This is a genomic window from Ruegeria sp. YTSC230, from assembly GCF_059609665.1.
In genome coordinates, this window is record NZ_JBXWMC010000005.1 from 177,639 (window position 1) to 200,674 (window position 23,036).

Here is a 23,036-nt window from a genome sequence, read left to right on the forward strand (position 1 = left end):
TGGAAGCCTGCCTTGACCTACATATCATTTCAAATACTATGTTTTCATAAGTCCATCATAAGAAATGATAGGTTAAGCTATGTCTCTGCGCTTTCGTCAGTTGCAGGCGTTTCACGCCATCATGGAAACGGGTACCGTAACTGGGGCCGCGTCGGTTCTGGGAATCTCGCAACCGGGCATCAGCAATCTGTTGGCCCAGCTGGAACGCGAGGCCCGGTTGCCCTTGTTCGAACGCAACAAAGGACGTCTTTTGCCGACGCCAGAGGCCGAGCTTTTGTATCGAGAGGTCGATACCGTGGTCCGCGGGCTGGATCACGTCGCGCAGGCCGTGTCGGATCTTCAGAACAAGCATCCCGGGCAGTTGCAGGTCGCGGCGCCCCATTTGTTGTCGTTCGGTTTCATGCCGCGAGAGATTGCCCGTTTTGCCAGGTCACGCCCCAATCTATCCGTCAGCTTCCAGTCCCAGTATTCTTCTAAAATACAGGAGTGGGTAACCTCGGGCTTGTTCGAGATCGGGATCGTCGAGATGCCAATACTCCACGATACGCTGAACTATCAGGTCTTCCATTTTGAAACGATGGCCACGTTCCCCGAGGGTAGCCATTTGGCGACCCATGACATTCTGACACCAGAGCTGTTGGAGAATGAGCCGTTCATCGTCATGGGCCCCGAGCACCAAACCCATCGCAGGACCCGCGACATTTTTCAGACTGCAGAACGTACCTGGCAGACGCGAATACACACGCATTTGTCGGAAAACCTGCTAAGCTTTGTCAAACAGGGCATGGGCGTCGCGATGGTTGATCCGTTCACAGTGACCTTCGATGAGGAGGGCGGATATCAAACCCGCCCTTTCACACCAGCAGTCACGCTGGATCTTGCAATAATCACCGCCAAAGGCCGTCCTTTATCGATGATTGCGCAGGAGTTTCTGGCCCAACTGACCCCGTCCATCGCGTCTTACGCCACCCATTCCGACACCGGTGCCGCAGCTTCGTGAAGCTGTTGTGAGTGGATGTCGACCAGCGTCGGGCCATCATGCTCAACGGCCTGCTTCAAAACTCTGCGCAGATCATCCGGATCTTTCACCGTCCAGGATTTGACCCCAAATGCCGCCGCAACAGCGGCGTGATCGGTCCGATTGAAATCGACGTTGTAGTAACGCTGCCCAAAGCCTGCATCCTGACCCGCTTTGATCCAACCAAAGACTGAGTTCGAGAATACGATCGAGGTAATCGGCATTTTGTGCCGCACCATCGTTTCAAACTCACCGCAAGTGAAGCCAAACGACCCATCCCCCATAACGGACAGTGTCTTGACCGATGGCCGACCCACATGGGCGCCCATGGCCGCACCAAGCGAATAACCCAACGCTCCATGCGCCCGATTGGTGATAAAATGCCGCCCCGGATTGTGCCAACGATAGTGCGCGCTGAAGTAAGGGCACGGGGTGCCCGGATCAGCGACAACAATCGCATCATCGTCCAGGATGTCTGCAAGAGCCGCCATTACGGCTTCGGGCCGGATCGGGGTGTCGCCACTGGCTGCAAGCGGTGCGAACGCTTGCAACTTGGCCTCCCAGGCCGCACGGGCTTGGGCCGCTCCACCAAAACCTGGCAGATCGTGCCGCGTCTCAAGCGACCCCGCCAAAGCCTCTAACGCCAAACGGGCATCGGCACAGATGGCGACTTCGGTCTGATAATTTGCGCCGATCACCATCGGGTCGCTGTCTATATGGATGATGGTGGCATCCCGCCCGGGGCTGCGCCAGCGTTCGGTCGTGACCGACCCCGCGCGGCATCCGACAAATATGACCACATCGGCCTGATCCACAATGGCGCGCGTGGCCGGAACACCACCGTTCGAGCCAACGACGCCCAAGGCCAGCGGATCCGTTTCGGCAATGGAACCCTGACCGGAAACTGTTGTGGCAACTGGGATATCCAACAGGGTGGCAACACGGTGCAATGCCTCTTCGGCCCCGGACAGAACCGGCCCGCCGCCGCAAACGATGACTGCTGATTTGGCTTTGGCCAGGATATCCGCAGCCGCTTCAATGGCATCCAGATCCGGTCCAGCCCGTTCAGCGGGATAGCTGCGGTGGCGTGCATCTGCCCAAACCTCAGCTTCGTCCACCGGACCTTTCTGCGTATCAAAGGGCAGCGCCAGATGTGTGGCGCCTGGCGTTCCGGTCGTCATTGCACGAAACGCAGCCCGCACCATCGCAGGCAAACGCGAGGCGTCGTCCAGAGACGCATTCCACTTTGCCAACGGCTTGAACAGCGCAGCCTGATCCAACTCAGTCAACGGGTATTTTCCGCGGCTGGTCGTTGCCACATCAGAGGTGATCGCTAGAATGGGAACCGAGCTTTCGCTGGCCTCGATCACCCCCGGCAGTATGTAGGTCGCCCCGCCTCCGGACGGGCCTTCGCAGACACCCGGCTTGCCAGTGACGCGTGCGTATCCATCCGCCATATAGGCCGCGTGACGTTCATCCCGGGTCAGTATGTGCTGAATACCATGATCCATCCGCGCCAACGCGTCATAGAAGGGCAGCGTTGTATCACCGCACAGGCCGAACATGTGTTTCACGCCGTGTGCTTCCAACATGCGCACCATTGCTTCGGATCCTGTCAGATAATTCGTCCCGGTCATGGCTGGGTTTCCTTTGATTTCAATCTGCACACAGAACTGTATACAGTTTTGTATATTGATTTCAAGAGCAACCTGTGGCACCCCTTGGCAAACGGAAAAAGGCGGCACTTATGGCAGGTCCACGCGTTGACGACATCTATGATCAGGTAAAGGCGATGGCCGTCTCGTTTCACCTTCGACCCGGTGATCGGTTAAACGAAGTGGCTTTGTCGAGGGAATTAGGCGTCAGCCGAACCCCCCTGCGCGAGGCCCTGAACCGGTTGGTGGCCGAACACCTGTTCGACTTTCGCCCTGGCCTGGGCTTTTTCTGCCGCCCGCTGGACCCGCAGAGCGTGTTTGATCTGTTCGAGTTGCGCCAGATCATCGAATCCGCCGCCGCGCGCATTGCTTGCGCGAAGGCGTCTGACAAAGATCTACAAACACTTCGGGATGAGCTTTACGCGACCGGCATCGACATCACCGGCCTTACCGTCGAAGAAGCGGTTAGCAGAGACGAAGATTTTCATCTGGGCATTGCCAGGCTATCGGGCAACAACGAACTGGTGCAAACCCTGACCCGGATCAACGAACGCATCCGATATATCCGCTGGGTTTCCATGAGCTTGGATCGGGTTCAACGCTCTAAAGACGAACATAAACGGGTCATGCAGGCCTTGCTGGATCGCGACGCGGATGAGGCCGCGCGCGTACTGGGTGCCCATATCTCCAAGCGAATAGATCAGGTGCAGGACGCCGTGCGCCACGGGATATCCAGTATCTACATGGAAGGGTCCGAAGACATCTCGGCCCGCATTATCGAGGAGGCGCAAGGATGATCGCCCAAGGTGGCAAATCCATTTACGGAGCGTCGGTGGGTATTCTGATGCTAGACGCCCAATTCCCACGCATCCCCGGTGATATGGGAAATGCGCTGACATGGCCTTTTCCGGTGCTCTATCGCATTGTGCGGGATGCCTCGCCGGACCTGGTCGTTCGGCACCGGGCCGAGGGCATGTTGGACGCATTCATCGATGCCGCGCGTGAACTGGTCAAGGACGGCGCGGACGGCATTACCACCAATTGCGGGTTTCTGTCCCTGTTTCAGAAAGAGCTGTCCGAGGCTGTACCGGTTCCGGTCGTGACCTCATCTTTGATGCAGGTGCAGATGGTGAACGGTATCCTTCCGGCCGGAAAACGCACGGGGGTTCTGACCATTTCTGCCTCCACTTTGACCAGTGATCATCTGCGCTCTGCTCAGGTTCCCGACGATACACCCATTGGTTCCACCGAAGGCGGGCACGAATTCACTCGCGCGATACTTGGGAACGAACTTGCCCTGGATGTTGATAAGGCCCGTGCCGATAACGTTGATGCCGCGCTTGCGTTGCAGTTTCAAAACCCTGATCTCGGTGCAATTGTTCTGGAATGCACGAATATGTGCCCATACGCGGCAGATATTCAGCGCGCCACAGGATTGCCCGTCTTTTCCATCGTGACATTGGTCAGTTGGTTTCAGGCCGGGCTTTTGCCGCCGCGCTTCCCCGGTCCTTAGGAGGCACAACGGCCGTTCGATTCCACCAATTCGTGCATTGCGCTTACCGGCAAAAGACCGTAAGCGTCCCGCCCGCCGGTCGCAGCCTACCCGGTTATCAAAACAAGGACTGAAAACATGAAAACTACTTTGGTCTGCTCCGGCGGACTGGATTCCGTGTCGCTTGCGCATGTGCTGGCCGCGGAAGGAAACCTGTCACGGCTTGTGTCTTTCGACTATGGCCAGCGCCACACCAAAGAGCTGACATTCGCGGCCCTCTGTTCAGAGCGGCTGAGCGTGCCTCATCACGTGATTGACTTGCGTTCTGTCGGCGCGTCGCTGACAGGCTCGGCCTTGACCGACGATGTGGACGTGCCTGACGGGCATTACGCGGAAGAAACGATGAAGGTCACGGTTGTCCCCAACCGCAATGCGATCATGCTGACCATCGCTTATGGCGTGGCAGCAGCGCAGGGTGACGACGCAGTCGCGACAGCTGTGCATGGCGGCGACCATTTCATCTATCCCGATTGCCGTCCGGCATTCACAGATGCGTTTGACACCATGCAGCGCGCCGCGTTGGACGGTTACGCGGATGTGGCGCTGCATGTGCCATTCGTGCACCGCAGCAAAGCCGATATTGTCCGCGAAGGCGCGCGCGTGGATACCCCGTTCGATCAGACGTGGTCCTGTTACAAGGGCGGCGACGTGCATTGTGGCCGTTGCGGAACATGCGTTGAACGGCGCGAGGCGTTTGATCTGGCCGGTGTGCCGGACCCGACGCAATACGAAGACGCCGAATTCTGGAAGTCGGCCATCGCGGGGGCACAGGTCTGATGTACCGGATCACCAAAGAGTTCCACTTTTCCGCCTCGCACCAGCTGACCCACCTGCCCGAAGATCATCAGTGTGCCCGGATGCACGGTCACAACTATGTCGTCGTGGTCGAATTGGCCCAGCGTGAGTTGAACGCGGATGGGTTCGTGCGGGATTACCACGAGCTGAAACCGCTTAAGACCTATATCGACGATGAATTCGACCACCGGCATCTGAACAATGTGCTGAACGTCGTATCGACCGCAGAGAACCTTGCGCGGCATTTCTTTGACTGGTGCGCGGCCCGCTGGCCCGAAACCGCTGCGGTGAAAGTGTCCGAGACGCCCAAGACATGGGCCGAGTATCGCCCATGACCCTTAGAATATCAGAAATTTTCGGCCCCACAGTACAGGGCGAAGGCGCGCTGATCGGTCAGCCGACGGTATTTGTACGCTCGGGCGGGTGCGATTTCCGGTGCAGCTGGTGCGACAGCCTCCATGCTGTCGACAGCGCCTATCGCCACGATTGGGCAGCAATGGAAACGCAGGCCGTCTGGTCTGAGGTTCAGCGTTTGTCAGGCGGGCGGCCACTGACCGTGTCTCTGTCTGGCGGCAACCCTGCGATTCAGGACTTTGGCCCGCTGATCCGGCAGGGCAAAGCGGAAGGCTATGCCTTTGCATGCGAAACCCAAGGGTCAATCGCAAAGCCGTGGTTTTCCGACCTTGCTATGCTTGTTCTCAGCCCGAAACCCCCCAGCAGTGGCGAGGATATGGATTGGACGGCGTTTGGCGCCTGCCTCAACGTGCGCCCCGCGCAAACTGTCCTCAAGATCGTGATCTTTGACGATACGGATTTTAACTGGGCACGCAGCGTAGCCGACCGGTATCCGGACCTTCCGCTGTATCTTCAACCCGGTAACCCGGAAGCCGATCCGGCCAGCCCGGTTGATTTGAACAATGCCACCAGCCGTATGGAATGGCTGATCGACAAGACTTTGAATGCTGGATGGTTCGCGCCTCGCATTCTGCCCCAGCTACACGTGCTGATCTGGGGCAACAAACGCGGCGTCTGACCACAGGAGAGACAAGATGACTGATAGTATCTACAGCAACCTCACCCAGTTGGGCGGAGACTCCAAAATGCCAGCCGGCCCGGAAGAGGCGGTTCTGGAACGCGTGCAGAACCCGCAGGCTGATGTGGATTACAACGTGCGCTTTACCGCGCCCGAGTTCACCTCGCTTTGCCCAATGACGGGCCAACCGGATTTTGCCCATCTGGTGATAGATTACGTGCCCGATCAGTGGTTGGTGGAAAGCAAGGCACTCAAGCTGTTTCTGGGCTCGTTCCGCAATCATGGTGCCTTTCACGAAGATTGCACCATCTCGATTGCCCGCCGGCTGCAAGAGTTTCTGGAACCCCGGTGGCTGCGTATCGGAGGGTACTGGTATCCGCGCGGGGGCATTCCGATCGACGTGTTCTGGCAAACTGGCCCAACGCCCGAAGGCGTCTGGATCCCGGATCAGGGTGTGCCGCCTTACCGTGGGCGTGGTTGACCACGATGATTTGAGAGGCGTGTAGGCCCCAGCCTGACAAGCAATCAAAGGGGCCCCTACACCGGTTCGAAACGTGGCGCTTTGGCACTGGTGGTAATTTTGTTTCGTCCAAGCTTGTGGTTTTGAAACATCATGACAATTCAGCGTTGATGGGTTAGATGTTCTTTTAATGTAAGAACGAATTCCTGGTGACGTTTGTGGAACAGGTGGCTTTTAACTTTGAGATGGGTGTTGTTTGCGCCCTTCTTGCCTTCACCGTATTTCTCTTTGTATCCGAAATCGTCAGAATTGACCTTTCTGCCATACTTGTTCTGGTCCTTATCGGCCTTCTCAGTTACGCGCCCGGGCTCGAAAAACTCGCTGACGTGCCGCACCTGTTTGATGGATTTGCATCCAATGCGGTGATTTCCATTATCGCGGTCATGATCGTCGGCGCGGGCCTCGACAAGACCGGCATAATGAACAAAGTCGCCGCTGTTATTCTGAAATATGGCGGTACGTCCGAGAAACGCGTGCTACCTATTATTTCGGGCACTGTTGGGGTCATTTCCTCGTTCATGCAGAACGTTGGGGCCGCTGCGCTGTTTCTTCCGGTCGTCAGTCGAATATCTTCCCGATCGGGCATCCCGTTGTCGCGCTTGCTGATGCCCATGGGATTCTGCGCCATCCTTGGCGGAACAATGACGATGGTCGGATCTTCGCCTCTTATATTGCTGAACGATCTGATCCAGTCAGCCAACAATAGCCTGCCCGACGGTCAGAAAATGGAACAGTTCGGCCTGTTTTCTGTGACGCCGATCGGGATTGTTCTGATCCTGACTGGCATTGCCTACTTTCTGCTGCTGGGTCGGTGGGTTTTACCGGGTGATGAGGGATCGGAAAACACTGGAACCGGACAGGGAACGCAGGAGTATCTGCAACGTGTCTACGGCCTGAAAGCCGATGTTTTTGAAGTAATCGTTCCAGCCGAAAGCCCTTTGGTCGGGCAGATTTTGGCCGACATAAACCACGAAAACCACCTGTACATCATTTCGACATTCTATCGCGGCAAAACCTCGATGGTTCAGGTCCTGACGGCCGAAATTGCTGCACCTTGCCGGTTGGCGATCATTGGTCGACGCTGGGTCGTAGAGGAGTTTGCGCAGAAATACGGGCTGACCGTGCTGCCGGCGTTGGACATCTTTGTCGAAGAATTCGCACCAACCAATGCAGGCATCGCCGAAGTTGTCATAACACCCGACAGCAAACTGATTGGGAAATGCCCACGCGAGCTATTGTTCCGCAAAACATATGGCATGTCGTTGCTTGCCATTCATCGCGGCGAAGAAACGCTCAGCCATGTTGAATCCGAAACGCACGAGTCCACTCAAATCGGGCTTGAGGAGTTTCACGCAGGCGACATGCTAGTGGCCCATACACGGTGGGACAACTTGATGCGGATCAAGCGCGATCCCGATTTTGTGGTCGTCACCACCGACTTCCCGCAAGACGAACTGCGCCCGCAAAAGGTCGGTTGGGCGCTGGCGTTTTTCGCCGTTTCCTTGTCGATGATCCTGTTCACCGACATTCGGCTCTCGCTCTGTCTATTAACCGGAGCCGCGGGAATGATGCTGACACGTGTGTTGAGTGTCGATGAAGCCTACCGTGCGGTCGGATGGAATACTGTTTTTCTGCTCGCATGCCTTATTCCATTGGGTCAGGCGGTACAGAATACCGGCACGGCTGCGTGGATTGCACAACAGATCATGATCATTCTGGACGGCTGGCCGATCTGGTCCCTTCAGGCAGGCGTTGCGGTTCTGGCTACGGCGTTTTCGTTGGTGATGTCCAATGTCGGCGCCACTGTTCTGCTTGTGCCATTGGCCGTTTCCATTGCGGTGGCAGCTGGCGGAAATCCGGCCGTGTTTGCCCTGACGGTTGCCATATCAACATCGAACAGCTTCATAATCCCGACCCATCAGGTAAACGCCCTGATCATGGGTCCTGCAGGGTATAAAGTCATGGACTTTGTGCGCTCAGGGGGGGTCATGACGATCCTGTTTCTTGTTGTTTCACTCCTGATGCTCAATTTGCTGTACTGACCGCTTAGGCAAGCAGGAATGGGTCCATGGTGCTGACAATGCGCTGACGCTCTGCAGCTGCAAACTACCGCTCACTGAATGCACGTTCCATTGTCATCTGCACAGGCTTCAACAGGTAGGAAAGCAGCGTCTGTTCGCCCGTCGTCATTTCCGCAACAACAGTCATCCCAGCTTGAAGTGGACGTTCCCACGGGCCCGTACCAACCTTGGTTTCGGCCAATTGAAACGAGGCCCTGAAATAGGTTTCACCGGTTTGTTCATCGGTCAGAGGCACAGGATAGATGGATTGCAGGCGTCCTTCAACCTTACCGAAACGCCTGGCATCAAACGTGTCTACGCTTACTGAAACCGGCTGATCCACCGCAACATGGCCGACCTCGGAATTGGCGATACGTGCTTCTACGACCAAGGCGCGACGGGTTGGCAAAATCTCAAAAATCACTTCGCCCGGCGCGATGACTTCCCCTGGGTTAGGAAATGTTACCGCCTGAATAGTTCCACGTGCTGGGGCAGAAATACGCAGTGCAGACAATTTGGAATTTACGACGTCTAGCGATATCTCCAACTCCACGCGCTTTTGCTCAAGTTCGGCCCATCGGGTCAGCACCTCATCTCGCAACGCCAGGGTTTCTTCTGCTTTGGCTGCGCGGGCCAGCATCAATGCGCTCTGGGCTTCGGCAAGGCGCACCCGGGCGTCCGATGCAGCCGCGCGAACCGCGTCCACTTCATCCTCTTCCTCAAGGAAATCGCTCAGGGATTTTAGACCCTGCGTCCGCAACTGTGCGTATCTCTCAAGAATCTCCTCTTTCTTTCGAACGCGGTCCTGCGCGAATTGCGTGGCCCGTATCAGAATATCCAACGTCCCTTCTTGCTGTTTGATCGAGGCCAGCTGAATGCGTTGGCTTTCAGCATAAAGGTCCAGCCTTGCGGCCGCAGAAGTCAGGCCCTTGCCCTTGAGCGCATCAATTTCCGCCTTGTCAGGCACAGCTTCGCGATCCAATACCGCCAGTACAGCAGACGCTGTGGCCAAGTCTCGCTGAACCGCAGCAAGCTGGCCGGACGTAACATCTCTTTCCCGCGTCAGATCCGGGTGATGCAGCTCAACCAGCAAATCCCCCGCTTCAACCAACTGACCATCGCGGACGTGAACAGCCCGGACAATGCCGCCGGGCATCGTTTCGATTTGTGGATACGCGCCAACTGGCAGGATCGTCCCTGTGGCGCGGGTGACCTGGGGAACAGCAGTTTGCCCTGCCAGAACCACCAGGCATCCAACCATGGCGGAAAGCGCAAGCGACAGGAAAGCCGCAAATCGTGGCCGCCGCATTCGACGCCTCCAATTTGCGCGTTCCATTGGACCGGACGTGTCACTTTTCTTTGAACCTGATTTCACTATTCCCTCCCAAGCGTTTTCAATACGGCCTGAAGTTTCTTGCGCCCCGCATCACCAGTGCTGTTCACGACAACCTTGTCCCCGTTCAGAAAGATGAAGCGGTCTGCAATCTGCATGAATGAGCGATCCGCCGTTGCTATGACCACTGTCTTGCGCCCTTGCTGCGCGCGGATCCAGTTTCTGAAACACGCCCGTCGATGGTCGGAAAGGCCGTTGGTTGGCTCGGAAAACAGATAGACCGAAGAAAGTCGCGCCATGCTGCGTGCAAGGACCAGCGACTTTAAGGTTGCCGATGGCATCTGCGCCAGGTCACCGTCGGTCAAACGAGTGTCGATGCCGTTTGGCAGAAGCCCTTGGTCATCCAGCAAATCCATGTCGGTCAAAGCAGACATTATGTTGTCATCAGTAAGAGACGGCGAAGCCAATCGAAAGTTCTGGGCAACAGTGCCGTAGAACATCGACATGTTATAGGTGGTGTAGGTTATGGATTTACGCAATTCGTCCCTGGCAATCTGACGAATGTCGATGCCGTCATGTTCAATCGTACCAGCCAAAGGCGTATTGAGGCCGTCGATCAGATCAAGCACCGCTGTGCGACCTGCCACATCGCGGCCCATGACCAGTACCACTTCGCCCGGATCACAGTTGAAACTGGCTTGCGAAAGGACAGGCGCGTTCAAAGGGTCCGGCCGGTACGTGACAGAGGAAAACATAATCGAGCCGCATAAAGTTTTTTGGTGCGTTTGTTCCAGCCCCACTTCGATCTCCTCGCCAAGTTCAAGGACACGATCCGCTTGATTTCGACTGCTTCGGAAGGAAAGGATCTGGGGGAAGCTGGAATACAGAGACTGAATCGGCACCAGAATTTTGGACACCAACGCAATCGAAGCGATCAACGCACCAAAGCTGATATCACCGCGCAACGCTCCATGCGCACACAAGATGATTGCCCCCATCGTCGCAAGTGCCGTGACGGATTGAGCCAATGATTGCGCAAGCGCCTGAAACTGACGGCTGCGGCGCGCGGCCGCTTCTGCTCGCTCTGCAAGAGGCATGCAGCGGTCCAACCATTGGTTTTGCATCCCCAGATTTGCAATGGCCCGCTGGTGAAGAATAGCGTCCTGAACGGCCGACTGGCTAGCGGCGGCGGCCTCTGCCGTTTTTTGATCCAACCGTTTTTGGTGTGGGATGATGATTGCACCAAGCAAGACAAGAAAGACCGCCAAGCCGAGCGTCAGCAGCCCGACCTGCGGTGCGAGATATGCAAGGACCGCAAAGAAAATCACCACAAATGGCAGATCCAGAAGGGTCGTCATGACCTGCCCGGTAAATGCATCGCGCAAGGATTCGAATTGGCGAAAACGCGATAGCTGTTGGTTTACATCCGCTTTCCCGAGCTGGCTCAGCGGCAAGGACATCAGTTTGCGAAACAGGGCAACCATCAACTGACGCTCTCCACGCCAGCCAACATATGCCAGCGCCCGCGTGCGCGCATGGCGGAAGCACAGGTCTGACGCCCCCACAATCACCACACCAATCATCAGCGAAACCAGCAAACTAACAGAACCCGACGGGATGACTCGTTCGTAGATGCCCATGATCAGCAATGGAGCCATAAGCCCCAGAACGTTGGACAACAACGAGGCGATCAGCAGCCAGGGCAACATCGGGCCTAATTCTGCGAATGCCGAGCGGACAGATGTGAACCGCCTGTCTGTCTGGTGATGCGTGAAGCGGTCGATCCGGATGACGGTGCACCATCGGCGGCCGGGCTTAAGGTGGTTCAGATCTGGGTTCAGATCGTCGCTGATTTGCAGCGTGCCACCTATCCGATCCAACGCAAGGTAGCAGGCACCATTGCTCGGTATGATCAATGCCGGGCATTCGTGATCCGTGATCTCGCGTTCACGACATCTGATCTGCGTGTAGGGGATATTGAGGTTTTCCAACGTCTCGAAAATGTCATCCGGGCGGAGCCGATCCAGCACGTGCGGAAACGCCTCAAGCAGCCGGTCTTCATTATTGCGCCAACCGCCCGCCAATAGCAGTCTAAATAGCAACCCGCTTGCAATCTGAGTATTCATTACGGTCATGCGGCACCCTTTTTCATGGCTTCCGCGGCAGTCCGTTCAAGATCTGCGTCTACCGCCCATGCCGCCAGATCCAGGGCGTTTGACAAACTTAAGCGAACGCACTTGTGCGTTATCTGCCTCATCCGAGGGTCCGGGCTTGCCACAAACATCGTAGGCCGCGGTGAAATGGATTGGAGGCAATCCGCCAGAGCTTGGCGTTCCGTTGTATCTAAAACCGCTGTTGGTTCATTCATCAAAAGCACCCGCGGCCGCAGAGCCAAGGCCCGTGTCAATGCAATGAGATGACGGTTCACCGGGTCGGCCTCAAACCCGGTTCCGGTGTTAAGCTGGGTTGCATAACCCATGGGCAAACGGTGAATGCGTTTCTCTAGCCCAAGTGCGACGGCAATCTGCTTGGCGCGATCAACGGTCTCTGCGTCACCAAAAGCGCTGATGTTTTCAAGCAGTGTTCCCGACAGGATCGCGGGCTCGGCTTCGAGCGCAACCAGCGCATCGTGCCCGCGCCACCCGATCAGCTGTGAGGCCGGTATGCCACCAATGGACAAGCTGCCCTCATCTGGTTCTCGCTGCCCCGTCATTGCGTCAAACAACGCTTCGACCATCCAGCTTTCTTCGGGCTCAATCAAAACGCCCTGCCCTTGCTCCACCTGAATGTTGAGGGGCGAGAAAGCTCCCCCCTCTCCTTTCAAACGGCGCATGGACAAACCGGAAACCATGATCTGACCCAAGTGATCGTAGGAAAGCCCTACACTTTGCCCGATTTCAAGCTGTTCCATTTCGTGCAATCGTGCTTGTGAAATGGCAGAGTTTTCCGACTGAACCCACATCGCCATCAGTTTGGTCAAAGGCTGGATAATTCGACCATTCAACAGCATGCAGGCGGCCAATTCGGCGATGCCAATCAGGTTGATGATCACCAGGTAGGCCCCCAGCAGCCCCATCGCAGCAACAGTCATCTGCGAAAAGATGGCTCCAAAGCTTTGTGCAAAGCCCGAGAAATGGATCAGCTTTTTGCTGTTATCGACGGTCTGATCTTCAAGCAATTCAAAGCGGCGGGCCATTTGTGGCTCCATCCGGTTTGCCTTGACCGTGGGCATGTTCGACAAAATCTCGGTCAAGAACGCGTATCGGCGTGTGTCCAGGGACTTGCGGTGCTTGAACAAAGCCCACTGCCCCCGCTTCATGACCGCTGCGAAGATGATCACAACGCAGAACGCGCCCAATGGCACCAAAATCAGCCACCCCCCGATCAATCCGATCAAAATCGCAAACAAGACCGTAAAGGGCAGATCAATCGAGAGTGTTTGCCCTTGTCCCGAATGGTAGTCCCGCAACTGGCCGATAGCTGCGTAGCGTTCCGCATAATTGCTGGCGGGTTCGCGCGAGAAGGCCAGAGAATTCGCGTTCAGGACTTTGGTCATAAAGCGGTGGTAATTCCAGACCGCTGCCCCCTCAGCCGTGGTTGTCAAAAGGACGGCACGGCACTGTCTAAGCAACAGCTCCAAAAAGGCTCCGATCACCAGTGCCACCGTCAATACGCGCAGCGTGTCTGTAGACTGAAATGGGATAACCCGATCGAATATCAGCAAGATGGAAATCGGCATCAAAAGCGACAGAACATTCATAGTCAGAGAGGCAACCCAAAGCGGGAAATCAAAGTGAGGAGCCGAAATACGACCAACAAATCCACGCGGTTCCATGATGCTTTTCACCCCCTCGATCATTTCAGCAGGAGTGGCCGGTTTCCATTTAAGACCCGTAAATTCTCCGACGCATCTTGCCTAGGATTTACCTTTAAGTTTAAACGCTTAGTTGCCAAATATCGGCGGACGCGTGTTACCAAATTCAGTGAATCAGCTGTTGTTTGGGGAATTGTGCGATGGGTAAACAAGAGAACGACCTGAATTTTCACCCAAGGTCCGTACCGTCGGATAGGGATGAAAAACACGAGATCGCCTCTCATCTTTCCCGCAATGTTGTCGGGCCAAGCGAAGATCCGACGCGCAGTTCGTTACACACAGGCCAACAGTTCTCTGGGACAATGGAACCTAACATTCGGAGCGAGGGTGCCCCGGAAGAGTTGAACCCTCGCACCGTGCATGCACAACAATCCGGCAACGTCACAAACACTGATCCTGTCGCCCACACTTTTCATTCAACGAGCTCGTCGGCTGGGTCAATTGCACAGAACCCCAAGGCAGAGGCGACGGAAATTGACGAAAGCGCGGCCGGAATGGAAACAATCAGTGCTGCAATTTCAACGCCCCAAACAACCGAAGGTGTGGGAAAAACCCATGTAAGCGGTCCGGCCTCTCGTCCAGAGCCGCCAAGCGTACCCAATCTGGATGCAGCGCCGGCAGTTTCAACCGACACACAGACCGAAAACAACGCGCCGCAAGAGGTCACTCTGGACAACACATCTGTTGCAGAGAACGCCAATGGCGCGGTGATCGGAAACATTTCCATCGTAGAACCGGATGCGTCGGACACGCACAGCTTTGACATCTCAGACGACCGTTTTGACATCGTTGACGGCAAGTTGCAGCTAAAGCCTGGCATTGCTCTGGATCATGAGGAAGCGGCACGGATAGAAGTCGACGTCACGGTCACGGACTCTCGCGGGGCCACCCTGACCGAGAGTTTCATCGTGGAGGTTCAGGATGTGAACGAGGGTCCGACAGGCCTTGTGCTGGACAACACTTCAGTCGCCGAGAACGCCAACGGCGCGGTGATCGGAAACATCTCGATCGTCGACCCGGATGCGTCGGACATGCACAGCTTTGACATCTCGGACGACCGCTTTGACATCGTTGACGGCAAGTTACAACTAAAGCCCGGGATTGCACTGGATCATGAGGAAACGGCACAGATAGAAGTCGACGTCACGGTCAAGGACTCTCGTGGGGCCACCCTGGCCGAGAGTTTCATCGTGGAGGTTCAGAATTTGAACGAGAATCCGATAGGTCTTGTGCTGGATAACACCTCTGAAAACCTCATTCAGAATGGCAGTTTCGAAGAATTTGACTTGGATAAAGGCAGGTGGAAAGGCTTTGGCTCGGATGAAAGCGGATCCTGGCAAGACGCACATGGAATGGAAATCTGGGATCATTTAGGCGGTACGAGTGCATCCGATGGCGATCAGCTGCTCGAGATGGATCATGGTCGGGGCATCGACAGTATTTCCCAGGTCGTCCAGACAGAGGATGGTCAGCTCTATGATCTGGGCATTGACCTGCGTGAGCGCCTCGCAGGTGGAACCGATACAGTCGAGGTCTATTGGAACGGCAATCTGGTGGCGGAGCTGGACCCGCAATCCGCTGATTGGGAGACGTTCCAGATGCAGGTTGTTGGAACCGGGCAAGACACGCTGGAACTGCGCGAACCTGAGGGCCAGAATGATACCTACGGCGCCCTGGTTGATAACATCACTCTGACCGCCGCGCAGCAGACAGTGGCCGAAAACGTCGATGGGGCCGTTGTGGGGCAACTCAGTTTCGTGGATGCGGATTTGCACGACACCCATAAGTTTGAAATCTCGGATGACCGGTTCGAAGTTATTGACAATCAACTGCGTCTGAAACCCGGCGTGGCAATGGACTATGAAGAGGCATCCTCGGTCACTATTGATGTCACGGTGATTGACGAAGGCGGGTTACGTCAGATCGAAAGCTTTACGGTCAATGTGGCAGATACGGACGAGATGACGTTTTCGTCAGGGTTTCACGCCAAATACTTCGACGTTGATCATCGTCTTTCCAAACTGGAAGACATCAACTGGACCGCAGAGCCGACCCATGAAGAAGTTAAGCCCGAAATCAACTACGCTAACGGTCACGACACATTCTGGGATGGAGGCGCAAAAGACACGTTTGGCGTCCAGATCAATGGCAGTATCGAGGTTGAGCAAGGCGGAACATTCACTTTCTTTCTGGGCGCCGATGACGGCTCGATGTTGGTAATCAACGGCCAACCGGTCGTTGAAAATGATGGGCTACACGGGTTTCGAACTCGAACAGGTGAAGTTGAGCTTGAACCGGGAACACATTCGATCGAAATCCGATACTTCGAAAATTACGGCCGGGCTGGACTGAAGCTTGAATGGGAGGGCCCAGGTCTTGACGGACGTGAGGTGGTTACAGCCCCGGACATGTCCGAGGCCCAAACCGTTTCGGGGATGCCGCTGGCCATTGATGTGGATATGGGAACGCTCAGCGTGACCGATGAAACCACGTTCGAACTGACAGGTCTGCCCACCGGAACAATTGTCGAGGCTGGCGGAACCGCATTCACAGCAAACGCGGACGGGATCGCAGAGATGGAAGGCTGGCAAGGTGAGATGATCACCATAACACCGCCGCCAGAGTTTGCGGGAATAGTCGAAGCGGCCCTGCATCATTCTACGCCGACCGGTGAAAACAGCAGTCACGACGGCGTACAATACCTGACTTTCGAAGTAACTCAGGCCGACCTGCCCTCACCAGATGTCAAAATTGTGGGCGGATTCCGTGCCAGTTATTTTGACATGGACAACAGGTTGTCAAAGTTGGACGACATCGACTGGTCCGCTGACCCGGCGCATCGGGAATTTGTGCCTGAAATCAATTTTGAAAACAGTCGCAACTCATTCTGGGAAGGCGGTTCAAGGGATACGATTGGGGCAAAGCTCGAAGGTAAGATCACAATAGAAGAAGGCGGCTCCTACACTTTTTTTGCCGGTGCGGACGATGGCGTAGCAGTCTTCGTCAACGGGGTTAGGATTGTGGACAATGATGGTCTGCATGGGTTCCGGACGCGGTCCGGAGAAATCGACCTGGAACCTGGCACTTATGATATCGAAGTTCGGTATTTTGAGAACTACGGCCGTGCGGGGTTGAAATTGGAATGGGATGGGCCCGACACAACGGGGCGTGAGCTTTTGCAGGCCGACCCAGCCCCGAATTTTGGTGAAAACGGGGCTTTTGAAGTCGCAATCGAGCTGGACCAAGCAAGTGATCAGGCTGTTGTATCATTGGAAGGGCTACCACCAAATACGCTTCTGATCAGCGGTGAGGATTCACTGATGACTGATGGCGGTTCGGCGGATCTGTCCGGCTGGGATCTCGACTTTCTTGAGATATCCCCGCCCCCAGGATTCGAAGGCTCAATCGACGGAGAAATCTTGGTGACGGACACCGGATTTAATGGGGCGCAATTGACCTCGGAGATTCCCTTTGCACTGGACGTCGGGCAAACAGATGAAGTTGCAAAAGACTTTGCCCTTGATCTGTCCGAAACGCTTGCTGCGACAATGCAGGTTGAACCGCCGGCGTCGTGGCACATAGATCAGTCGCAAAGTGACGCGGAAACCGACGTTGATGTCATGGCCGAAACAGTACTGACCAACCCGAGCTCTGAGATCTCGTGTATCCAGACCGAAGCCTATGAGCGCATTGATTGGTAGCAATATTCAACCTTGTTTGCGGGCCACGATCCATGTTGGGTTATATGTCAGGGTCACGCCATCATCGTCACCAAAGTGTCGGACATAGTGTTCCGAGAATTGGGCAAGGCTGGTTTTGGTCCAGGCCTTCTGCGCGCGCCCGTTGACCCCAGTTCTTCGAAGGTGATTGAGAACGCCTCGGGGCGTATCAAAGCGCAATGCAGAGAGAATTTCGCCGCAACTGATAATCTCTAACCGGCCTTCGACCGCCGCGGCCAAATCTTCAGATCGGCACAGGCCCGGCGCTTTGGCTGTGGAGCCGACTTTCATCAGCTCCCGGTACTGTTCTGGTCCAAAGCCTGAAACCGCCAACCAACCTCCAGGAGCCAATGCGTTGGCCGCCTTTTGCAAGAAGGCTTCGGGATCGAACAGCCATTGGATCATGGATGCGGAAATGACCAAATTGGGCTGAGGTGGCCATTCAACAGTTTTGGCATCACCACACAAAAAGTCTGCGCCGACCGCTGTTGCGGTCTCAGCTGCTTCGGGCGACAGGTCATTGACCGTCAACTGGCCAATATCGAATGCGCTACACACCCGATGCGTGAGGTGGCCGGTACCACAGCCAAATTCCAATCCGGTCGCGAAACGATGCGGCGCGCCGCCGACCCGCATCTCTTGGACCAGCCGATCCGCGATTTTGGCTTGCTGGCTGGCCGAGCCGTGATAGCTGCGGAAACTGCGGCTGAAACTGCGCTGAACGCGGTCTGCGATCTGTACGTTCATGCGACCCACTCCTGCCAGTTCTGACCGTCGCGAAACGGGACATGCGGGGTGGCAATACCACGCACGGCAGCTTGTTGGTGCGCCCATGCCGCCTCTTGCGCGGGGGTCGGGATAATACGGTCCCGCTGGGGGATCCAAATCCGGTCAAACGCCACCTCGGGTGCGCCACCACGGTCGATCACGGCGTGAAGCTCTGCCTGCGCAGCCTCCAGATCAATTTCAGGAACCGGCCTGTTCATTCCAGCACGGCGACAGAACTTTGCGAAACTGGCTTCGGTCAGATTATCCGCTGTGGCGCGGATCATATCCGGTGCGATTCCACGCTCGGGGTCAGCCGGACATAGCGTGCCACTGATAGCAATCAGCCGATCGGGACGAAACCCAGTTTGCGCCAGCCAGTGGCCCGCAGAAGCGACGCCTAAAGAAAAGGCAATCAAATTGACGTGGTCATATTGCGCAATATCAGGCAGAGGATCGTCAAAGTGGCGGAAGTCGTCGACGAATAGCACATCGCCGCGCCCTGTAAGTCCAGTAAAAGGCGCAGCCCCCAGCGCCCAACCGCCAAAAACCAGAATCAACCCGTCCGTTCCCGAACGCGATAACCACCGCTGTTTCATGACATGCCTTTGACGAGCGAGATCATGGCCGATGCTACACGGCTCAATTCATTCGCAGAGATGATGTAAGGCGGCATGCAATAGATGTTGCGGGCAAACGGGCGCAACCAAACGCCGGCATCGGGTGCCAGCGCATGCGCAACCGCAGGATCAACCCATTGCTCCATTTCGATGACCCCGATCGCGCCAAGCACGCGCACATCGGCAACGCCTGGCAATTCACGTGCGGGGGCAAGCTCTTGCTTCATCTGGTCGGCGATCGCGTGCACTTCGAGGCGCCAATCTCTGACCGATAGTTGGTCCAGACTGGCCACCGCGGCAGAACAGGCCAGCGGGTTGGCCATATAGGTCGGGCCGTGCATCAAAACGCTGGCTTCGCTTTCCCCAATTCGGCGCGCGACATCTTCAGTCGTGGCGGTCGCGGCCAGAGTAATATGGCCGCCAGTCAAAGCTTTGCCCAAACAGATGATGTCCGGAACCACTTCGGCGTGGTTCATCGCGAACAGTTCGCCCGTGCGACCAAACCCGGTCGCGATTTCGTCAAAAATCACAAGAATTCCGTGTGCTTTACACAGGTCTTGCGCGCCTTTTAGCCACTTGGGGTGATAGAAGTACATACCACCCGCGCCCTGCACCACAGGCTCAAGGATCAGGGCCGCGATCTGATCGGCTTTGGTTTCCAGCAGCTCTTCCAAAGCATCCAGCCCATTCAGGGTTGGATCATCCGTCCATTCCTGGTCAAATGATATAGGCGGGCGTGGCAGGAAATGTTGGATCGACAGCGCGCCACTGAACAGCCCGTGCATCCCATTCTCGGGGTCGCAGACGCTCATCGCTTTCCATGTGTCCCCGTGATACCCGCCGCGAATGGTCGCAAACTGCGTGCGCCCCGTGTGACCCAGCGACATCTGAAACTGCACGGCCATTTTCAAAGCGATTTCAATCGCGACCGATCCGCTGTCGCTGTAGAAAATGCGATCCAGCCCGTCAGGCAACTGCTCGACCAGCTTGCGTCCCAGGTCAATTGCGGGTCGATGCGTCAGGCCACCGAACATGACATGGGGCATTTGCTGCAGCTGTTCCTGCATCGCAGCAGTAATGGCCGGATGACGATGCCCGTGCACCACACACCACCACGACGACATAGCGTCGATCATCCGAGTGCCGTCTTCGCGGATCAGCCATACCCCTTCGGCCTCGGTGATAAGATGCATCGGACCGGGGTTCAGAACATTCGTATAGGGATGCCAAAGGTGGCGGGCATCAAACTCCAGAGCAGTCACAGAGCCCTCCGAATTGTTGCTGTGTCAATCGCATCGAAAGCATCCGACAGCGTTTCCCGCGTCAGGGTTTCAAGATACGGCAAGCGTCCCAAATAGGTAACCTGACACATCTCAGCGATGGTCTGTTCAACCTCAGGTTCGGCGTCGCCTACGAACGCTACACCGACGACGTTGCAACCTGCACCCCGCAAGGCCATCAGGGACAGGCTTGTGTGGTTGATCGTGCCTAATGCGGTCCGCGCCACCAGAACCACGGGTGCCTGCCACCCCGAGATGACATCAAGGAAAAAGGTCTTGCGGTTCAGCGGCACCATGATCCCGCCTGCCCCCTCGACGACCAAGGGGCCGTTAACCTGCGGCAGCGCAAGCCGATCCGGCGAAATCTCGACACCCATGTCTTCGGCCGACAAATGTGGTGAGGCTGGCATGTTCAGGCGATAGGCTTCCGGCAAAATTTCGGCACCGGAAAGCGCCGCGACGGTTTCTGTGTCCGTTGCATCCTCAAGCCCGGATTGCACCGGCTTCCAATAGGTTGCGCCAAGCGCGGTCGTCAGGCCCGCAGCAAAAACCGTTTTTCCGACACCAGTGTCGGTGCCTGTGACGATAACAGCGCTCATGCCGCCTCCGTCTGTTGATGCGCCAGTGTTTCGAACAGAGCGCTTATGTCATCCTTGCCCACGTTGCCAGTGATCGACACGCGCAAGCGCGACGTGCCCCGCGGCACGGTCGGCGGCCGGATACCACGGACATCAAAACCTTTGGCCTGTAATTTTTCGGCCGTTTCCAGGGTTTTGGCGTCACCACCCAGAATGATGGGGATAATGTGACTGTTAAGCGCCCCTTTGGGTATTCCGAACTGACGTGCGATGGTATGCGCGTGGCGGGTTCGGGACTGGGCGTTCAGTATCAACGAACGATCCGTTTGCAGATGCTGCAGCACCGCCCGAACCAAGGCCGCATTGAAGGGCGACGGGGCTGTCGCGAAGATAAACGGCCTCGCGCGGTTGATCAGTGTTTCGATCATCACCCGCGGGCCGCAAATCAACCCGCCCGAAACCCCCAATCCTTTCCCGCAGGTGTGCAGAGTCAGCAGATCAGCCTTCAGGCCATGTGCCAAGCCTCTACCGTTCGGACCAAAAACTCCGGTCGCGTGGGCCTCGTCCACGACCAATATGGCACCATGTTCAAGGGCGAGATCCGATAGCGCGTTCAGAGGCGCAATGTCGCCTTCCATGGAATAGATGCTTTCCACGGCGATCCAGATTTGGCCTGTTCCGCCTTCTGCCAACCATCCCTCAATTGCCAGGCGGGCCGCTGCCACATCGTTATGGGCAAACGCACGTGTTTGGGCACGCCCCATCCGCATGCCTTCATGCGCACTGGCATGAACCAAAGCGTCATAAAGGATCAGGTCTTCGGCTGCTGGGAGGGTCGAAAAAATTGCCTGATTTGCCTGAAAACCCCCGCCCATGAACAAAGCCGCCTCAGCGTTGAAAAACGCGGCAGCCTCATGTTCCAGCGCCTCATGCTCAGGGTGATTGCCCCGCAACAGACGAGAGCCCCCGGATCCCAGTGGCACACCCCGCCCCAATGCCTTTTGGGCTGCATCCCGCAGGAGCGATGATTGTGCCAAACCAAGGTAATCGTTGGAAGCAAAGTCCCGACCGCGCCGAGGTGCCAACACCCGGCGACGATGCCGGGTGCCCAGCAATTCAAGCATCGAGCTCAGACGACTCAATGCCTTCATTCAGCAGCGTCCAGACAGGATTTTTCAACTGACGTTTCTGCCTGTAGACCCAGCTTCTTGAACAGAATGGCGTCAGTGTCTTCTTCGGGGTTTTCTGCCGTCAAAAGCGTTTCACCAACAAAGATCGAGTTCGCACCGGCGAAGAAGCACATGGCCTGCAATTCCTCACTCATATCGCTGCGCCCTGCGGACAGACGAACATAAGACTGCGGCATCATTATCCGCGCCACGGCTATTACCCGCACAAAGTCGATCGGGTCGATGGGCTTCGCGTCTGCCAATGGTGTGTCTTCCTGCGGCATCAGCATATTGATCGGCACTGAATCCGGCGCCGGGTTCATATTGGCCAAAGTGACAAGCATATCGACCCGGTCCTGAACCTCTTCCCCCATCCCGAGGATGCCGCCGGAACAGACCTTGATGCCCGCATCCTGCACGCGGTTCATCGTGTCAATGCGGTCCGCAAAGGTGCGTGTTGTGATGACTTCGGGATAGTACCGCTCGGACGTGTCGATGTTGTGGTTGTAGTAGTCCAGCCCCGCATCGCGCAGACGAACCACCTGATTATCGTCCAACATGCCAAGGGTCATGCAGGTTTCCATCCCCATCTCGCGCACACCTTCGACCATTGCGACAAGCGCATCCATGTCGCGGTCCTTGGGTTCGCGCCATGCGGCACCCATGCAGAAACGGGTTGCACCGCCGTCGCGGGCCTTGCGGGCTTCGGTCAGAACGCGCTGAACCTCAATCAGTTTCGAGGCCGACAGTTTGGATCCGTTCCGTGCTGATTGCGAGCAATAGGCGCAATCTTCGGCACAGCCACCTGTTTTGATCGACAGCAGTTTCGATGTCTGGACCTTGTTGGGATCAAAGTTCTCCCGGTGCACTGTCTGCGCGCGAAACAGCAAATCCATCAGCGGAAGGTCATACAGAGCTTGAGCAGCGTCGCGGGACCATATCGGGAAGGTATTTTTCATTTTATAGATACTTTTCGAGAACTCTCATGGCTACACATTCTTTTATAGATAAAGATCGTTATCACAACCAAATTTTACCATCTGCGTCACTCAGGCGGAAAAACGC

19 protein-coding genes are annotated in these 23,036 nt (G+C 56.2%); 9 read left to right on the top strand and 10 right to left on the bottom strand.

Features of this window, described 5'->3' with window-relative positions; all coding sequences use genetic code 11:
- Positions 1–79: 79 nt before the first annotated feature.
- Positions 80–1,000, top strand: coding sequence for a LysR family transcriptional regulator (locus AC2FD9_RS11835; RefSeq protein ID WP_496837002.1), 921 nt, complete (start codon positions 80–82; stop codon positions 998–1,000).
- On the opposite strand, the gene AC2FD9_RS11840 is transcribed toward AC2FD9_RS11835, so the two are convergent.
- A complete protein-coding gene (locus AC2FD9_RS11840; RefSeq protein ID WP_496837004.1) occupies positions 961–2,655 on the bottom strand; it encodes a thiamine pyrophosphate-binding protein in 1,695 nt (564 codons plus the stop codon). The two genes, AC2FD9_RS11835 and AC2FD9_RS11840, sit on opposite strands and share 40 nt — an antisense overlap.
- 110 nt (positions 2,656–2,765) lie before the next feature.
- Here AC2FD9_RS11840 and AC2FD9_RS11845 point away from each other — a divergent pair, with 110 nt between their 5' ends.
- From AC2FD9_RS11845 to AC2FD9_RS11875, 7 genes are all read left to right on the top strand, one after another.
- Complete coding sequence (locus AC2FD9_RS11845) at positions 2,766–3,470, top strand: GntR family transcriptional regulator (RefSeq protein WP_496837006.1); 705 nt, start codon at positions 2,766–2,768, stop codon at positions 3,468–3,470.
- Positions 3,467–4,186: an aspartate/glutamate racemase family protein gene (locus AC2FD9_RS11850; protein WP_496837007.1), complete on the top strand. Its 720-nt coding sequence runs from the start codon at positions 3,467–3,469 to the stop codon at positions 4,184–4,186. The genes AC2FD9_RS11845 and AC2FD9_RS11850 overlap by 4 nt, the downstream gene beginning before the upstream one ends.
- 117 nt (positions 4,187–4,303) lie before the next feature.
- The gene (gene queC, locus AC2FD9_RS11855) at positions 4,304–5,002 is read left to right on the top strand and encodes a 7-cyano-7-deazaguanine synthase QueC (protein ID WP_496837008.1); all 699 of its coding nucleotides are present in this window, start codon (positions 4,304–4,306) and stop codon (positions 5,000–5,002) included.
- Positions 5,002–5,355, top strand: a complete 354-nt coding sequence (gene queD, locus AC2FD9_RS11860; RefSeq protein ID WP_496836317.1) for a 6-carboxytetrahydropterin synthase QueD — start codon at positions 5,002–5,004, stop codon at positions 5,353–5,355. Before queC ends, queD begins: the two co-directional genes overlap by 1 nt.
- Positions 5,352–6,053, top strand: coding sequence for a 7-carboxy-7-deazaguanine synthase QueE (gene queE, locus AC2FD9_RS11865; protein ID WP_496837010.1), 702 nt, complete (start codon positions 5,352–5,354; stop codon positions 6,051–6,053). The genes queD and queE overlap by 4 nt, the downstream gene beginning before the upstream one ends.
- 16 nt (positions 6,054–6,069) lie before the next feature.
- Positions 6,070–6,534: a preQ(1) synthase gene (queF, locus tag AC2FD9_RS11870; RefSeq protein ID WP_496837012.1), complete on the top strand. Its 465-nt coding sequence runs from the start codon at positions 6,070–6,072 to the stop codon at positions 6,532–6,534.
- 224 nt (positions 6,535–6,758) lie between these two features.
- Positions 6,759–8,615 (top strand): SLC13 family permease, encoded by a 1,857-nt coding sequence (locus AC2FD9_RS11875; RefSeq protein WP_496706322.1) that lies wholly within the window; start codon positions 6,759–6,761, stop codon positions 8,613–8,615.
- Positions 8,616–8,679: 64 nt separating this feature from the next.
- Here the strand turns inward: AC2FD9_RS11875 and AC2FD9_RS11880 are convergent, their stop codons facing one another.
- The 3 genes from AC2FD9_RS11880 to AC2FD9_RS11890 all read right to left on the bottom strand — a co-directional run bounded on the left by AC2FD9_RS11880 (position 8,680) and on the right by AC2FD9_RS11890 (position 13,801).
- Positions 8,680–9,942, bottom strand: a complete 1,263-nt coding sequence (locus AC2FD9_RS11880; RefSeq protein ID WP_496837014.1) for an HlyD family type I secretion periplasmic adaptor subunit — start codon at positions 9,940–9,942, stop codon at positions 8,680–8,682.
- Between the two features lie 65 nt (positions 9,943–10,007).
- Positions 10,008–12,101 (bottom strand): ABC transporter transmembrane domain-containing protein, encoded by a 2,094-nt coding sequence (locus tag AC2FD9_RS11885; protein ID WP_496837016.1) that lies wholly within the window; start codon positions 12,099–12,101, stop codon positions 10,008–10,010.
- A complete protein-coding gene (locus AC2FD9_RS11890) occupies positions 12,098–13,801 on the bottom strand; it encodes an ABC transporter transmembrane domain-containing protein (RefSeq protein WP_496837018.1) in 1,704 nt (567 codons plus the stop codon). The genes AC2FD9_RS11885 and AC2FD9_RS11890 overlap by 4 nt, the downstream gene beginning before the upstream one ends.
- Before the next feature lie 179 nt (positions 13,802–13,980).
- Here AC2FD9_RS11890 and AC2FD9_RS11895 point away from each other — a divergent pair, with 179 nt between their 5' ends.
- Positions 13,981–17,541 (top strand): PA14 domain-containing protein, encoded by a 3,561-nt coding sequence (locus tag AC2FD9_RS11895; protein WP_496837020.1) that lies wholly within the window; start codon positions 13,981–13,983, stop codon positions 17,539–17,541.
- A gap of 6 nt (positions 17,542–17,547) precedes the next feature.
- Here the strand turns inward: AC2FD9_RS11895 and AC2FD9_RS11900 are convergent, their stop codons facing one another.
- From AC2FD9_RS11900 to bioB, 6 genes are read right to left on the bottom strand one after another with little or no spacing between them, the layout of a single operon-like run.
- Entirely contained in the window at positions 17,548–18,306 is a 759-nt protein-coding gene (locus AC2FD9_RS11900) for a methyltransferase (protein WP_496837022.1), read from the bottom strand.
- Positions 18,303–18,923, bottom strand: coding sequence for a pimeloyl-ACP methyl esterase BioG family protein (locus AC2FD9_RS11905; RefSeq protein ID WP_496837024.1), 621 nt, complete (start codon positions 18,921–18,923; stop codon positions 18,303–18,305). Before AC2FD9_RS11905 ends, AC2FD9_RS11900 begins: the two co-directional genes overlap by 4 nt.
- A complete protein-coding gene (bioA, locus tag AC2FD9_RS11910) occupies positions 18,920–20,206 on the bottom strand; it encodes an adenosylmethionine--8-amino-7-oxononanoate transaminase (RefSeq protein ID WP_496837025.1) in 1,287 nt (428 codons plus the stop codon). Before bioA ends, AC2FD9_RS11905 begins: the two co-directional genes overlap by 4 nt.
- Complete coding sequence (bioD, locus tag AC2FD9_RS11915; RefSeq protein ID WP_496837027.1) at positions 20,203–20,823, bottom strand: dethiobiotin synthase; 621 nt, start codon at positions 20,821–20,823, stop codon at positions 20,203–20,205. Before bioD ends, bioA begins: the two co-directional genes overlap by 4 nt.
- Positions 20,820–21,953, bottom strand: a complete 1,134-nt coding sequence (locus AC2FD9_RS11920) for an 8-amino-7-oxononanoate synthase (RefSeq protein WP_496837028.1) — start codon at positions 21,951–21,953, stop codon at positions 20,820–20,822. The genes bioD and AC2FD9_RS11920 overlap by 4 nt, the downstream gene beginning before the upstream one ends.
- On the bottom strand, positions 21,950–22,930 hold the full coding sequence (bioB, locus tag AC2FD9_RS11925) for a biotin synthase BioB (protein WP_496837030.1): 981 nt from the start codon (positions 22,928–22,930) through the stop codon (positions 21,950–21,952). The genes AC2FD9_RS11920 and bioB overlap by 4 nt, the downstream gene beginning before the upstream one ends.
- Between the last annotated feature and the right edge of the window lie 106 nt (positions 22,931–23,036).